The 14849-nt window shown below is 73.7% G+C and carries 12 protein-coding genes; all 12 read left to right on the top strand.

Going from position 1 to position 14849, the window contains the following annotated elements:
* Positions 1–4 precede the first annotated feature (4 nt).
* The 12 genes from GA0070621_RS08350 (at position 5) to GA0070621_RS08405 (ending at position 14766) form a co-directional block, all read left to right on the top strand.
* Complete coding sequence (locus GA0070621_RS08350; protein WP_091192860.1) at positions 5–1048, top strand: BMP family lipoprotein; 1044 nt, start codon at positions 5–7, stop codon at positions 1046–1048.
* A gap of 77 nt (positions 1049–1125) precedes the next feature.
* Positions 1126–2679: an ABC transporter ATP-binding protein gene (locus GA0070621_RS08355; RefSeq protein WP_091192863.1), complete on the top strand. Its 1554-nt coding sequence runs from the start codon at positions 1126–1128 to the stop codon at positions 2677–2679.
* Positions 2676–3791, top strand: a complete 1116-nt coding sequence (locus GA0070621_RS08360) for an ABC transporter permease (protein WP_091192864.1) — start codon at positions 2676–2678, stop codon at positions 3789–3791. The genes GA0070621_RS08355 and GA0070621_RS08360 overlap by 4 nt, the downstream gene beginning before the upstream one ends.
* On the top strand, positions 3788–4699 hold the full coding sequence (locus GA0070621_RS08365; protein WP_091192867.1) for an ABC transporter permease: 912 nt from the start codon (positions 3788–3790) through the stop codon (positions 4697–4699). The genes GA0070621_RS08360 and GA0070621_RS08365 overlap by 4 nt, the downstream gene beginning before the upstream one ends.
* Positions 4696–5628 carry a nucleoside hydrolase gene (locus tag GA0070621_RS08370; RefSeq protein ID WP_091192869.1) on the top strand — a complete coding sequence of 311 codons (933 nt, stop codon included), beginning with the start codon at positions 4696–4698 and terminating at the stop codon, positions 5626–5628. Before GA0070621_RS08365 ends, GA0070621_RS08370 begins: the two co-directional genes overlap by 4 nt.
* A 54-nt stretch (positions 5629–5682) precedes the next feature.
* Entirely contained in the window at positions 5683–6441 is a 759-nt protein-coding gene (locus GA0070621_RS08375; protein WP_091192872.1) for a glutamine amidotransferase, read from the top strand.
* Positions 6438–7199 carry an alpha/beta fold hydrolase gene (locus GA0070621_RS08380; RefSeq protein WP_091192874.1) on the top strand — a complete coding sequence of 254 codons (762 nt, stop codon included), beginning with the start codon at positions 6438–6440 and terminating at the stop codon, positions 7197–7199. The genes GA0070621_RS08375 and GA0070621_RS08380 overlap by 4 nt, the downstream gene beginning before the upstream one ends.
* Entirely contained in the window at positions 7196–8206 is a 1011-nt protein-coding gene (locus GA0070621_RS08385) for an acetamidase/formamidase family protein (protein ID WP_091192878.1), read from the top strand. The genes GA0070621_RS08380 and GA0070621_RS08385 overlap by 4 nt, the downstream gene beginning before the upstream one ends.
* Positions 8203–9150, top strand: coding sequence for a ribokinase (locus GA0070621_RS08390; RefSeq protein WP_091192881.1), 948 nt, complete (start codon positions 8203–8205; stop codon positions 9148–9150). The genes GA0070621_RS08385 and GA0070621_RS08390 overlap by 4 nt, the downstream gene beginning before the upstream one ends.
* Positions 9147–10646, top strand: a complete 1500-nt coding sequence (locus GA0070621_RS08395; protein ID WP_091192884.1) for an aldehyde dehydrogenase family protein — start codon at positions 9147–9149, stop codon at positions 10644–10646. Before GA0070621_RS08390 ends, GA0070621_RS08395 begins: the two co-directional genes overlap by 4 nt.
* Positions 10643–11851, top strand: coding sequence for an L-2-hydroxyglutarate oxidase (gene lhgO, locus GA0070621_RS08400; RefSeq protein ID WP_091192887.1), 1209 nt, complete (start codon positions 10643–10645; stop codon positions 11849–11851). Before GA0070621_RS08395 ends, lhgO begins: the two co-directional genes overlap by 4 nt.
* Positions 11848–14766 (top strand): FAD-binding and (Fe-S)-binding domain-containing protein, encoded by a 2919-nt coding sequence (locus GA0070621_RS08405; RefSeq protein WP_091192889.1) that lies wholly within the window; start codon positions 11848–11850, stop codon positions 14764–14766. Before lhgO ends, GA0070621_RS08405 begins: the two co-directional genes overlap by 4 nt.
* The last annotated feature ends 83 nt before the right edge of the window (positions 14767–14849 follow it).

Raw genomic sequence — 14849 nt, forward strand, 5'->3', positions numbered from 1 at the left:
CGCCATGATGAAGAACCTCCATGTCCGCCGGCGCTCGCTGGTGGCCCTGGCGGCCGTGGCCACGGCCGCCGTGACGTTGTCGGCCTGCTCGTCCGGCGGCACGGACGCCGCCGGCAAGGGCGACGGGACCAACGTCGTCTACGTGATGTCCGACAACCTCGGCGACAAGGGTTTCAACGACTCGGCGGCCGCCGGCTTCGACCGGGCCAAGGCCGAAGGCGCCGGGACGAAGCTGCTGCAGGCGTCGCCGAGCGACCCGCAGCTGTGGCGGCAGAACCTCGAAGCCGTCGCCAACTCCGGCCAGTACGACCTGATCTTCACCGGCCCCGGCATGCACGACAACCTCGCCGCGGTCGCCCCCCAGCACCCCGACCAGAAGTACGTCTTCTTCGACGACGAACTGAAGGCGCCGAACGTGCTGTCCATCCGGTACGCCCAGAACGAGGGGTCCTACCTGGCCGGCGTGCTGGCCGCCAACGCCTCGCTGGACCCGAAGACGTTCCCGCTGTCCAAGGGCAACAAGAAGGTGGGCATCGTCGCGGGCCAGGACCTGCCCGGCATCCAGGAGTTCATCGTCGGCTTCAAGCAGGGTGTGGCCTCGGTGGACCCCGGCATCGGCGTCAACATCTCGTTCGTCGGCAACTTCAACGACGCGCAGAAGGCGTACGACCTGACCACCACCCTGTTCAACTCCGGTGCTGACGTCGTCTACAACGTGGCCGGTCCCGCCGGTCTCGGCATCCTGAAGGCGGCCGCCGACACCAACCACTACGCGATCGGGGTGGACTCCGACCAGAACGGCCTGCACCCCAAGAACGTGCTCGCCTCGATGCTCAAGCAGATCGGCAACTCGGTCTACGACTCGGTCAAGAAGTACGAGAAGGGCGAGATCACGTTCGGCGAGACGGTCGTGTACGGCCTGGACAACGACGGTGTGGCCCTGGTCTACAACGACGCGCTGGTGCCCGCCGAGGTGAAGCAGAAGATCGACGTCGCCAAGCAGAAGGTGGTCAGCGGCGAGGTCAAGGTCGACTCCGTACTGAAGTAGTCCCGCCCGTGGCCGCGACCGGGCGCCCGACGTCGGTCGCGGCCACGGCCAGATCGTGCCAAGCGAAGGAAGGCCATATGGACGCCTCCACCGCGGGTCACCCGATCCTGCACCTGCAGGGGATCCGCAAGACGTTCGGTAGCAAGGTGGCAATCGAGTCCATCGACCTGGCGGTCGCCGCCGGGGAGGTCCACGCGATCTGTGGCGAGAACGGCGCGGGCAAGTCGACGCTGATGAACATCCTGGCCGGCATCCACCAACCGGACGCCGGGACGATCAGCGTACGGGGCCGGACGGTGGACATCTCCGGCCCGGCGGAGGCGGCCCGGCTCGGCATCGGCATGGTGCACCAGCACTTCACCCTGGTGCCGTCGATGACGGTGGCCGAGAACATCTTCCTGGGCCGGCAGCCCCGCCGGTGGGGCGGCCTCGTCGCCGACCGCGCGGCGATGCGGCGGGCCGCCGCGGACCTGATCGGCCGGTACGGCTTCGAACTGCGCCCCGACCAGCGGGTGCGGGAACTGACCGTGGGCCAGCGGCAGCGCGTGGAGATCATCAAGGCGCTCGCCTTCGACGCCGAGATTCTCATCCTGGACGAGCCGACCGCGGTGCTCACCCCGACCGAGGTCGACGACCTGATGAAGGTCATCGAGGTGCTGCGCGACCGGGGCCGCACCGTCCTGTTCATCACCCACAAGCTGCGCGAGGTCAAGGCGGTGGCCGACCGGGTCACCGTGATCCGGCACGGCCGCAGCGTCGGCACCCGCGACAACGCGGGGCTCTCCGAGTCGGAGATCGCCGACCTCATGGTGGGCCGGGCCGTCTTCCTCGCCGAGCGCAAGCAGGTGCCGCCGCGTACCGACCGGGGCGACGACTACCTGACGGTCGCGGGCCTGACCAGCGTCGACGGGACCGGGCGCGCGGTGCTGCAGGACGTCACCTTCGGCATCCGGCCCGGCGAGGTGCTCGGCATCGCCGGCGTCGAGGGCAACGGCCAGACCGAACTCGCCGAGGCGCTGACCGGCCTGCGTCCCGTCGCCTCCGGCCGGGTCGCGCTCGACGGCACGGACGTCACCGGCTGGCCGGCGGGCCGCCGTCGCGGTGCCGGAATGGCCTTCATTCCCGAGGACCGGCTGGACCGGGGCCTCAGCCGGACCATGTCGGTGGCGGAGAACCTCGCCGCGTCCAACTACACCCGCGGCCGGCTGGTCCGACGCGGCCTGATCTCCCAGGCGGCGCTGCGTCGTTTCGCCGCCGAGCAGATCCGACGCTACGACATCCGTGGCGCCGCGCCGGAGACCCCGGTCGGGACGCTCTCCGGCGGCAACATGCAGAAGGTGGTCCTGGCCCGCGAACTCGCCCGGGAACCACGGGTGCTCGTCGTGGCCCAGCCCACCCGGGGAGTGGACATCGGGGCGAGCGAGTTCGTCCACCGCCAGATCCTCGCCGCCGCCGAGCGCGGCTGCGCGGTCCTGCTGATCTCGTCGGAACTCTCCGAGGTGCTCGCCCTCTCCGACCGGATCGGGGTGATGCTGCGGGGCCGCCTCGTCGACGTGCTCGACGCCGCCGACGCGACGGAGACCCGGCTGGGCCTGTTGATGAGTGGCGGCCGAGCGGAGGTGGCGGCATGACGACAACCGACCTGACGGCGCCGGACCTCGCGGGGGCGTACCAGGAGAGCCGCGGCGCCGCCCTGGCCCGGCGGGCACGCGAGACCTGGGCCGCGTCGCGCCGTCCGCTGATCGCGGTGGTCCTCACGCTGGTCTTCGGTTTCCTGCTGGTGGTCGTGGTCTCCGACAACCCGGTGCTCGCCTACCAGCAGCTCTTCCTGGCCAACTTCGCCACCCCCGCGAACTTCGGCAACCTGCTGATGCGGACCGCGCCGCTGCTGCTGATCGCCGTGGGCATCGTCTTCTCGTTCCGGGCCGGCATCTTCAACGTCGGCGCCGAAGGGCAGCTCTACCTCGGCGCGATCAGCGCCGCGGCGGTGGCCCTGTCGCTGCCCACACTGCCCGCCGTGCCGATGATCCTGCTCTGCCTGGTCGCCGGCATGGCGGCCGGGGCGATCCTGGCCTGGATCCCCGGGCAGCTGAAGGTCCGGCTCAACGTGGACGAGGTCGTCACCACGCTGATGCTCAACTTCATCGCCATGCTGCTCACCAGCTACCTGGTCAGCAAGCCGCTGCGCGACCCGACCGCGTACGGCGCCACCAGCAAGCCGCTTCCGCCGCAGTCCTTCCTGCCGCAGATCCCCGGCCTGCCGACCGCCAACGTCGGGTTCCTGGTCGCGTTGCTGATGGTGCCGGTGGCCTGGCTGGTGCTGTTCCGCACCCCGTGGGGCGCCAACCTGCGCGCGGCCGGCAGCAACCTGCGCTTCGCCGAGGCCGTCGGCGTACGCGCCAAGCGGGAGATCATCCGCGCGATGCTGGTCTCCGGCGGCCTCGCCGGACTGGCCGGCGCGGTCTACGTCCTGGGCACCGGGCACCGCTTCGAGCAGAACTTCTCGCCGGGCTTCGGGCTCGTCGCGCTGACCGTGGCGCTGCTGGCCCGACTCCACCCGGTGGCGGTGCTGCTGACCAGCCTCTTCTACGCGGCCATGCTCAACGGCGCCGCCTACATGCAGATCGCCACGGACGTGCCGCGCTCCCTCGTCAGCCTGCTGACCGGACTGCTCGTCGTCCTGATGACCGTCGAGTTCCGTCGTCGGCACCGCGCCCGGGTGCAGAAGGAGGCCGGGGCATGAACCAGTTCCTGTACGCCGCGTTGCTGTCGACCACGCCGGTGCTGCTGGCGGCACTGGCGGCGATGTTCACCCAGCAGGCCAACATCCTCAACGTCGCCGTCGAGGGCATGATGCTGACCGCCGCCTTCGTGGCGATCGCGGTCGGACAGGCCACCGGCAGCGTCGCCGCCGCCCTGCTCGCGGCCCTGGCCGCCGGCCTGCTGATGGCCCTGGTGTTCGGCGTGGTGACGCTGATCCTGCACGCCGATCCGCTGGTCGCCGGCCTCGGCATCAACCTGCTGGCGGCGGGCGTGACGGTGTTCCTGCTGGAGCGGGTCTACCACAACCCCGGCGGCCTGCGGCCCGACAGCTTCCCCGACCTGTGGCGGGTCGAGGCCGACTGGCTGGGGGCCGTCCCGGTGATCGGGCCGGCGCTGAACGGGCAGAGCGTCATCGTCTATCTGGCGATCCTGCTGGTGCCGGTCTCGTCGATCATCCTGTACCGCACACCGCTCGGCTACGCCCTGCGCGCCGCCGGCGAGGACGAGGCCGCGGCCCGCGCCGCCGGCATCAACGTGCCCCGGGTACGCCTGGTCGCGGTGCTGTTCAGCGGCGTGCTCGGCGGGCTCGCCGGCGCGCAGCTCTCCATGGCCACCCTGCACTTCTTCCTGCCCGACATGACCAGCGGGCGCGGCTTCCTCGGACTGGCCGCCATGCTGTTCGGCGGTGCGACCCCGGGTGGCGCGGTCGCCGCGTCGGCGCTGTTCGGCGTCGCCGGTGCGGCCGGTGACCGGCTGCAGAGCGGCGCCATTCCGAACCAGTTCGTCCTGGCGCTGCCCTACCTCGCCGCGATCGTCGCGCTGAGTCTGTCCAAGGCAGGCGTGCTGCGTCGCGTCCGCGCCCTGAGGAAAGTGAAGGCAATCGCGTGAGCACCCCCATCGTCTACGACTGCGACCCGGGCAACGACGACGCGTTGGCCGTCCTCGCGGCCGTCGGGCACCCCCGGCTCGACCTGCTGGCGGTCACCACCGTGGCCGGTCACCTGGTGGCGGAGCACACCGCCCGCAACGCGGCGATCGCCCTGGCCGCCGCTGGTTCGGCCGTCCCGGTCAGCCGCGGCAGCGCGCTGCCGCTGGTCCGGGACCAGGTGCTCGCCGGGATCCTCGACCTGGAGCAGGGGCTGGACCGGGTCCGGGAGGACCTGCCGGCCGTGGCCCTCGACCCGCGCCACTCCGTCGACCTGATCATCGACACCGTGCGGGCCCGGCCCGGCGCCGTGCTGGTCGCCACCGGACCGCTGACCAACGTCGCCACGGCGCTGCGCAAGCACCCGGCCGTCGCCGACGACCTGGCCCGGATCATCACCCTGAGCGGCGCCTGGGGTCTCGGCGGCAAGACCGCGGCGGCGGAGTTCAACGTGTGGTGCGACCCGGAGGCGGCGGCGGTCGTCTACGCGGCCCCGGTGCCGGTCACCGTGCTGCCCACCGAGGCCAGCGGCGGCGTACCCGTCGACGAGGACCTCGTCTCCCGGGTGGCGCGACTGCCCGGCCCGGCCGCCGCCCTGGCGGTGGAACTGCTGAAGTCGCTGCGCGGCACCCACCGCAGCAATATCCTCGGGCCCACCCCGGTGCCGCTCAACGACCCGTGCGCCGTCCTGTACGCCGCCGACCCCGCGCTCGGCGAGCTGGTTCGGGTCCGCGCCGACGTGGAGCTGGCCGGCCGCCACACGTACGGGCGGACGGTCATCGACCTCGGCGGTCGCAGCCCCGAGCCACCCAACGTCGACGTGGTGATCCGCCTGGACGCCGCCGCCGTGCGGGACGCGCTGGTCGACAGCCTCCGCCGGCTCACCCCCTGACGTCCACCGAACCCGTACCACAGCAACACCCTGGCACCGAAAGGAACCAATACCGTGACCCGCAAATCGGTCCTCATCGCCGGCGAGTCCTGGACCGTCCACAGCATCCACCAGAAGGGCTTCGACAGCTTCACCACCACCGAGTACGCGGAGGGGGTGCAGTGGCTGCGGCAGGCCCTGGAGGACGGTGGCTGGCAGGTCAGCTACCAGCCGGCGCACGTGGCGGCCACCGACTTCCCGAGCACCGTCGAGGAGCTGAACGCGTACGACTGCGTGATCATCAGCGACGTCGGCGCCAATACCTTCCTGCTGCACCCGGAGACCTTCACGAAGTCGGTGCCGCGCCCGGACCGCCTCGCCGTGCTGCGCGACTGGGTACGGGGTGGGGGAGGCGTCATCATGGTCGGCGGCTACCTCACCTTCCAGGGCATCGACGCCAAGGCCCGCTACGCGGGCAGCGCCATCGAGGACGCCCTGCCGGTGACCATGCACCCGTACGACGACCGCGCCGAGCGCCCGGCGGGCGTCACGCCCGCCGTCCGGCTCCCGGAGCACCCGGCGATCCGGGGCGTCACCGGCACCTGGCCGGACCTGCTCGGCTACAACGTCGTACGGCCCCGGCCGGAGGCTGACGTGGTCGTCACCGTCGACGCCGACCCGCTCGTCGTCGCCTGGGACCACGGCCGGGGACGCGGCCTGGCCTTCACCTCCGACTGCGGCCCCCACTGGGCGCCGCCGACCTTCGTCGACTGGGACGGCTACGCCCCGCTCTGGCAGCAGATGGTGTCCTGGACCGCCGGGGAAGGACGATGACGATGGTTCCGCTCAACGTCGCGACGTGGGGAGCGGCGGGCGGTCCGGTCTGCGTGTGCCTGCACGGCATCACGGCCAACGCCAGCTCCTGGACCCGGCTCGGGCCGCGCCTGGCCGAACTCGGTTTCCGGGTGCTGGCCCCCGAGCTACGGGGGCACGGCGAGAGCCCGAAGACCGCCGACGGGTACGACACGGAGACGCTGCTGGCGGACCTCGCCGCCGTCGTACCGGCGCAGCCGCACGTGCTGATCGGGCACTCGTTCGGCGGCTACCTCGCCCAGGAGGCGGTGCTGCGCGGCGTGTTCCGGCCCCGCGCGCTGATCCTGGAGGACCCGGTCTCCCACCAGCCGGACCAGGAGGTGCCCACGGCGATGCTGGCGTACGACCGTACGCACCTGCCCCGCGACATCGAGGGGACCATGGCGCTGAACCCGCACTGGACCCGGCTGGACGCCGCCGGGAAGGTGCTCAGCCTCGAACAGGTCAACTGGGACGGGGCCCGGGCGGCGTTCGCCGGCAACGGTCCCTGGGACCTGCGCGGCTCCGCCGCCCGGGTCGCCGCCACCGTGCCGACCCGCTGGGTGCTGCCCGGCGAGAGCCGGTTCGTCCCCGCGGCGGACGTCGCGGCGCTGCGCGTGGCGGTCGGCGCCGACCCGGTGGTGGTCGTGCCGCACGCCGGGCACAGCATCCACCGGGACGACCTGGACCGCTTCGTCGACGTGGTGACGTCGCTGTACGACCCGAGGAGCAGTTCGTGACCCGTATCCACCCGGCGCCGGAGCAGTTCGCCTTCACCGTCGGCGGACTGCCTCCCCTCGCCACCGCCGACGTCGGCGAGGAGATCGAGGTGTTCACCGAGGACTGCTTCTCGGGCCGCCTGACCTCGGTCGCCGGCCGCCCCCGCGAGGTCGCGCCCTTCCCACGGGTGAACCCGCTCACCGGACCGATCGAGCTGCGCGGCGTCCGGCGCGGCGACGTGGTCGCGATCCACCTGGTCGCGCTCACGCCCGCCCGGGACTGGGGCGTCTCCACCCTGTCGCCCAACTTCGGCGCGCTGTCCGGCACCCGGCTGAGCCCCAATCTCCAGCCCGAGACGGCGGAACACGTCTGGATCTGGTCGGTCGACCCGGCGACGGGCACGGTGCGTACCCGGACCGCGAACGGCCGCGAGCTGGCCGTGCCGCTGCGCCCGTTCCACGGCACCGTGGGGGTGGCGCCGGCGCACGGCGAGGTACGGACCAGCGCGGTGCCGGACGCCTTCGGCGGCAACCTCGACGTGCCGGCGCTCGGTGCCGGCACCACCCTCTACCTGCGGGCCAACGTGCCCGGCGCGATGCTCTACCTCGGCGACGGGCACTTCGCGCAGGGCGACGGCGAGTTCGGCGGCACCGCGGTCGAAGGCGCCATGGTGACCCGGCTGCGGACCGCGGTGCTGGCGGAGGAGCACCTCGCGGCCCGGGACGTCGACTGGCCCCGGATGGAGACGGACGACGAGATCATCGCCATCGGCGTCGGCCGGCCGCTGGAGGACGCCGTACGCGTCGCCGTGCACAGCCTCGTGCGCTGGGTGAGCCAGAGCTGCGACCTGGCGCCGCACGACGCGTACCAGTTGGTCTCCCAGGGCTGCTCGGCCCGCATCGGCAACCTGGTCAACCCCTCCTACACGGTCAGCGTCTCGCTGCCCAAGGCCCTGCTGCCCAACCGTCCGGTGATCATGGACGGCATCCACGACCGGCTACGCGGGCACCGGGAGGTGGCGGCGTGAGCGGAAACCGACCGGACGTCGTCGTGGTCGGCAGCGTCAACGCCGACCTGCGTATCGAGGTCGACATGCTGCCCCGGCCGGGCGAGACGATCCACGGTGGATCGCCGTCGTGGTTCAGCGGCGGCAAGGGCGCCAACCAGGCCGTGGCGCTGGCCCGGCTCGGCCGGTCCGTCACCCTGGTCGGGGCCGTCGGCTCCGACCTGGCCAGCGCCGACCTCGCCCGGCAGCTCGCCGCCGAGGGAGTGAACCTGGACCGGCTGGCCACGGTGAACGGCCCGGTCGGCCAGGCCGTGGTCTTCGTCGACCCGTCCGGCGAGAACTCGATCGTCGTCTCGCCCGGCGCCAACGCGGCCGTGCGTCCCGACCTGGTTCGCCGGGCGCACGCCGAGCTGGCCGGGGCGAAGGTGGTGCTGGCGCAACTGGAGATCCCCGTCGACGCCGTCCTGGCCGCGGCGTCCGCCACCCGGGGCATCTTCGTGCTCAACCCGGCGCCGGCCGTACCGCTGCCACCGGAACTGCTGCGGCGGGTGGACGTGCTGGTCCCGAACCGGGGCGAACTCGCGCAGCTGTGCGCGGCGCCGCTGCCGGCCACGGTGGACGAGGTCGCGAGCCTGGCCCGGCGGCTGCCCTGCGCCGCGGTGGTGGTGACCCTCGGCGGTGACGGCGCGCTCGTCGTCGACGGCGACACCGTCCACCACCTCGCACCCCCCGCGGTCACCGCCGTGGACACCACCGGCGCGGGGGACTGTTTCTGCGGCGCGCTCGCCGACGCCCTCGCCGAGGGACGCCCGCTGGTCGACGCCGCCGAGTTCGCCGTACGGGCGGCGGCGCTCAGCGTGACGGCACCCGGTGCGCAGGCGTCCATGCCCACCCGGGCGCAGGTGCTGGCCGCCGAGGCACCCGACGAAGCACGCCCCGAGGACAGGATGGGGGTACCGAGATGACCCGGACGCGCGACGACCAGCTCGACGGGCTCGGCACGGTCACGGACACCGTCGGGCGCGCCCGCCGCGCGGCACCCGGGCTCGCCGACGCCGGACGAAAGCGACGCGCCCGGATGCTCGAGACGATGGCCGGGCAGCTGGAACGGTCCCGCGCCGAGCTGGTGGCCACCGCCGCGGCGGAGACCGCCCTCGCGCCGGACGTGCTCGACGCCGAGGTCACCCGCACCGCCGACCAGCTACGGATGTTCGCCGACGTCCTGCGGGAGGGCTCGTACCTGGAGGCCACCGTCGACGCCGCCCCGGCCGGCGACGTGCTGCGCTGGCTGCGGCCGCTCGGGCCGGTCGCGGTCTTCGGCGCCAGCAACTTCCCCTTCGCGTACGGCGTCGCCGGCGGCGACACCGCCTCGGCGCTCGCCGCCGGGTGTCCGGTCGTGGCCAAGGAGCACCCCTCGCACCCGCGCACCTGCCGGGCCGTGCTGTCCGCCCTGCGTACGGCGGCCGTGGCGGCCGGGATCACCCCGGACGTGATCGGCATGGTCAGCGGCTTCGAGGCCGGGGCGCAGCTCGTCACGCACCCGGACGTCACGGCCGTCGGGTTCACCGGTTCGGTCGGCGGTGGACGGGCCCTGTTCGACCTGTGCGCCGCGCGCGCCGAGCCGATCCCGTTCTACGGCGAGCTGGGCAGCGTCAACCCGGCCGTGGTGCTGCCGTACGCCGCCCGGACCCCGGACGCGGTGATCGAGCCGCTCGTCACCTCCATGCTCACCCGTGGCGGTCAGGTCTGCACCAAGGCCGGCCTGGTCTTCCTGCCCGACGACGCGGAGGATCTCGCCGACCGGCTGCGCCGGCGGATGGCGGCGGCACCGCACCCGGTGCTGCTCAACGCGTCGATCGCGGCCGCGTTCCCGGCCGGCACCGCGAAGCGGGCGGCGCTGGACGGCGTCGAGGTGCTCTGCGGCGACGGCCCCGTGGCCGGCGCCGGTGAACGCGGGCCGGTACGTCCGGTGCTGCTGGCCACCACCGTGACGGGCCTGCTCGCCGACGCCAACGCGGACCTGCGCGAGGAGTGCTTCGGGCCGTACGCGGTCCTGGTGCGCTACCGGTCCGTGGCGGAGCTGCGGACCGCGCTCGCCGTGCTTCCGGCCTCGCTGGTCGCCGGGGTGTACGGCACCGACGACGACCTGACCGACGCCCGCGGCGTACTGGACGTCCTGGTGGACCGTGCGGGTCGGGTGGTGTGGAACCAGCCGACCAGCGGGTTGCGGGTGGGCTGGGCGACCCACCACGGCGGCGGCTATCCGGCGTCCACCGCAGCCGGTACCACCAGCGTCGGCGCCACCGCGATCCGGCGCTGGCTGCGCCCGTCGGCGCTGCAGGGCTGGCCCACCGCGCTGCTGCCGGACGAGCTGCGCGACGCGTCCGGTGGGGCCGAGCCGAGCCTGCCCGTGCGCCGCGACGGGCGGCTGCACCTGCCGAGGGCCGAGGCGGCGGCATGAGCTACGTGGTGGTCGGGGCGGGGATCGTCGGGCTGGCGGTCGCCCGGGAGTTGCTGATCCGTCGCCCTGGCAGCTCCGTCGTCGTGCTCGACAAGGAGCACCGGGTCGGCCAGCACCAGACCGGCCACAACAGCGGCGTCGTGCACGCCGGCGTGTACTACCAACCGGGGTCGCTGAAGGCGACCCTGTGCCGGCGCGGGGTCGGGCTGCTGCGCGAGTACACCGCCGAGCACGACATCGCCTACCAGGAGCTGGGCAAGGTCATCGTCGCGCGGGACGCGGCGGAGGAGGCCCGGCTGACCGACCTGCACGAGCGGGCGCGGGCCAACGGGGTGCCGGGCGTGCGGCTGTTGGGGCCCGACGGCCTGCGGGACCGGGAACCCCACGTCGTCGGCCGGGCCGCCCTCCTCTCGCCGCACACCGCCGTCGTCGACTTCGGCCAGGTCGCCCGGGCCCTCGCCGCCGACGTGGCCCGCCTCGGCGGTGAGGTCCGCCTGGGCGCCGCGGTCACCGGGATCAGCCGGCGCGGCGACTCGGTGGTGCTCGCCACGACCGGTCCGGACGTCGTGGCCGGGCAGGTCATCCTCTGCGCCGGGCTGCACGTCGACCGGCTCGCCGCGCTGGCCGGCGGGGACCCGTCGCCGCGTATCCTGCCGTTCCGGGGCGAGTACTACCGGCTGCGGCCGGAGCGGTCGTCGCTGGTGCGGGGACTGATCTATCCCGTACCCGACCCGCGGTACCCGTTTCTCGGCGTCCACCTCACCCGTCGGGTCGACGGGACCGTCGACGTCGGCCCCAACGCCGTGCTCGCGCTGGCGCGGGAGGGCTACCGACGCCGGGACGTCCGCCTCGGCGACCTGCTCGCGACGCTGGGCTACCCGGGGTTTCCGCGGCTGGCCGCGCGGCACTGGCGCACCGGCGTACACGAGTTGCTCGGGTCGCTGCTCAAGGGCCGGTTCGCCGCCGCCGCCCGGCGTTACGTCCCCGAGCTGACCGCCGCCGACCTGGTCCGCGCCCCGGCCGGTGTCCGCGCCCAGGCCGTGGACCGGCGCGGAGACCTCGTCGACGACTTCCGCATCGAGATCATGGGGCGGGTCGTCGCGGTACGCAACGCCCCCTCGCCCGCGGCGACGTCCTCGCTGGCGATCGCCGAGCACGTGGTGCGGCGGGCGTTGTCCGCGGCAACCGAACGGGGATTGGGATGAGTACGGGTTCGATCGACGCGACGCGGCGGGGTGGCCCCCCGGCACCGGACACCCGCGACCTGGTCGGCGCGCTGCGCCGCGCCGGCGTCGCCGAGGTTGACGACTCCCCGCTGCGCCGTTCGCTCTACTCCTCCGACGCGTCGCTGTACCGGATCGCGCCGCGGGTGGTCGTCCTGCCCCGGCACGTCGACGAGGTGCTCGCCGCGCTGGCCGTCGCGACGGAGCACGGCGTGGCGGTGACCATGCGCGGCTCCGGCACCTCGATCGCCGGCAACGCGGTCGGGCCCGGCATCGTGCTGGACACCAGCCGGTATCTCGACCGGGTGCTGGAGATCGACCCGGAGCGCCGGACCGCGCTGGTCGAACCCGGTGTCGTGCAGTCGAGCCTGCAACGCGCGGCGGCACCGCACGGCCTGCGGTTCGGTCCCGACCCGTCGACCCACAACCGGGCCACCCTGGGCGGGATGATCGGCAACAACGCGTGCGGGTCGCGGGCCCTGGGCTACGGCCGCACCAGCGACAACGTCCTCGGTCTCGACGTGGTGGCCGGCACCGGCGAGCGCCTGCGCCTCGGCGCGATCGACGGGGCCACCGAGGACTCGCCGCTGCTGACCGAACTCCGGCGGCTGGTCCGGGGCAACCTGGCCACCATCCGGACCGAACTCGGCCGGTTCGGCCGCCAGGTCTCCGGATACTCCCTCGAACATCTGCTGCCCGAGCGGGGCTTCGACGTGGCCCGCGCGCTCGTCGGCTCCGAGGGCACCCTGGCCCTCACCCTCGCGGCCCGCGTCCGCCTGGTCCGGGACGCCGCCGTACGCGTCCTGGTGGCGCTCGGCTACCCGTCGATGGCGGAGGCCGCGGACGCGGTGCCGGCCGTCCTGCCGTACGCCCCGATCGCCTGCGAGGGCCTGGACGGGCGGATCGTGGAGGTGGTACGCGCCCGCCGGGGCGCCGCCGCGGTGCCCGAGCTGCCCCGGGGCGACGGCTGGCTGTTGGTGGAGTTGGCGGGCGAGGAGCGGTCCGCGGCGCTGGCGACGGCGCGGCGGCTGGCCGCCGGGGCGGGCGCGCTCGACGCGACGGTGGTCACCGACCCCGCCCACGCGGCGGCCCTGTGGCGGATCCGGGAGGACGGGGCCGGGCTGTCCAGCCGTACGCCCGCCGGCGTGCCCGCCCACGCCGGGTGGGAGGACGCCGCCGTGCCGCCGGAGCGGCTCGGGGCGTACCTGCGTGAGTTCGAGACGCTGATGACCGAGTACCGGCTCACCGGGCTGCCGTACGGGCACTTCGGCGACGGCTGCGTGCACATCCGCATCGACTTCCCGCTGACGGCCGCCGACGGCACGAAGGTCTTCAAGGACTTCCTGTACGCCGCCGGAGAGCTGGCCGCCCGGCACGGGGGATCGATGTCCGGCGAGCACGGCGACGGGCGGGCCCGCGGCGAACTGCTGCCGCTGATGTACTCGCCCGACGCGATCGCCCTGTTCGAGCGGGTCAAGGCGGTCTTCGATCCGCGCGACGTGCTCAACCCGGGCGTCATCGTCCGGCCGGCGCCGCTGGACGCCGACGTGCGGGTCGCCGCCGCGCCGACGCTGCGCCGCACCGAGCTGCCCAGCCTCGCGCTCGCCTACCGGCACGACCGGGGCGACCTGTCGATGGCCGTGCACCGCTGCACCGGCGTCGGCAAGTGCCGCGCCGACACCACCGGGTCCGGCGGCGTGATGTGCCCGTCGTTCGTGGCCACCCGGGACGAGAAGGACTCCACCCGGGGTCGGGCCCGGGTGTTGCAGGACGTGGTCTCCGGACGGCTCGGGCCGGACGGCTGGCGGTCCGCCGCGCTGCACGACGCGCTGGACCTCTGCCTGTCCTGTAAGGGCTGCTCCGCGGACTGCCCGACTGGGGTGGACATGGCCGCCTACAAGGCGGAGGCCCTCCACCAGCGCTACCGCGGGCGGCTGCGTCCCCGGTCGCACTACGTCCTCGGCTGGCTGCCGCGCTGGACCCGGCTGGTTGGTCGGGTACCGGCGGTGACCCGCGCGCTCAACGCGATCATGCGCTCGACCGTGCTGCACCCGCTCATCACCTGGTCCGCCGGGGTCGACGCCCGGCGTACGCTGCCGAGCTTCGCCACCACGACGTTCCGCCGCTGGTTCACCCGGCGCGCCCGGCCGTCCCCACCGGGGCGACACGGAGACGTGGTCCTGTTCGTCGACACCTTCACCGACGCCTTCTCACCCGAGGTCGGGCGGGCCGCCGTGGCGGTGCTGGAACGGGCCGGCTACCGGGTGAGCGTGACCGGGAAGCCGGTCTGCTGCGGGCTGACCTGGATCTCCACCGGCCAGCTCGACGGCGCTCGGCGGCAGGTCCGGGCCACCGTCGCGGCGTTGGCCCCGCACGTACGCGCCGGCGCCACGGTGGTCGGCCTGGAACCGTCCTGTACGGCGGTGCTGCGTTCCGACGCGCTCGAACTGCTCGACGGTCCCGACGCGGAGGCCGCCGCGCAGGTGGCGGCGGCCACCCGTACGCTGGCCGAGCTGTTGACCGCCACTCCGGACTGGGCGCCGCCGGACCTGGCCGGGGCCACCGCCGTCGCCCAGCCGCACTGCCACCAACACGCGGTGCTGGGCTGGGACACCGACGCGGCGCTGCTGAAGCGGGCCGGCGTCGAGGTCCAGCGGCTCGGCGGCTGCTGCGGGCTCGCCGGCAACTTCGGTGTCGAGCGGGGCCACCACGAGGTCTCCGTCGCCGTCGCGGAGCACGACCTGCTTCCCGCGGTACGCGGTGCGGCGGGCGACGCGGTCGTGCTCGCCGACGGATTCAGCTGTCGTACCCAGCTCGACGCGCTCGCCGACCGGTCCGGGGAGCACCTGGCCCAGCTCCTCGCCCGTCACCTGCCACCGGAGTCGACGAGCCACTGAGCGGGGTCCCCTGTGGAACACCTTCAGTAGCCTTTCCGACACGGTATGCCATTCGCGCCTCCCGGTGGTTAGATTCTGTGACG

The organism is Micromonospora narathiwatensis, from assembly GCF_900089605.1.
GTDB lineage: Bacteria > Actinomycetota > Actinomycetes > Mycobacteriales > Micromonosporaceae > Micromonospora > Micromonospora narathiwatensis.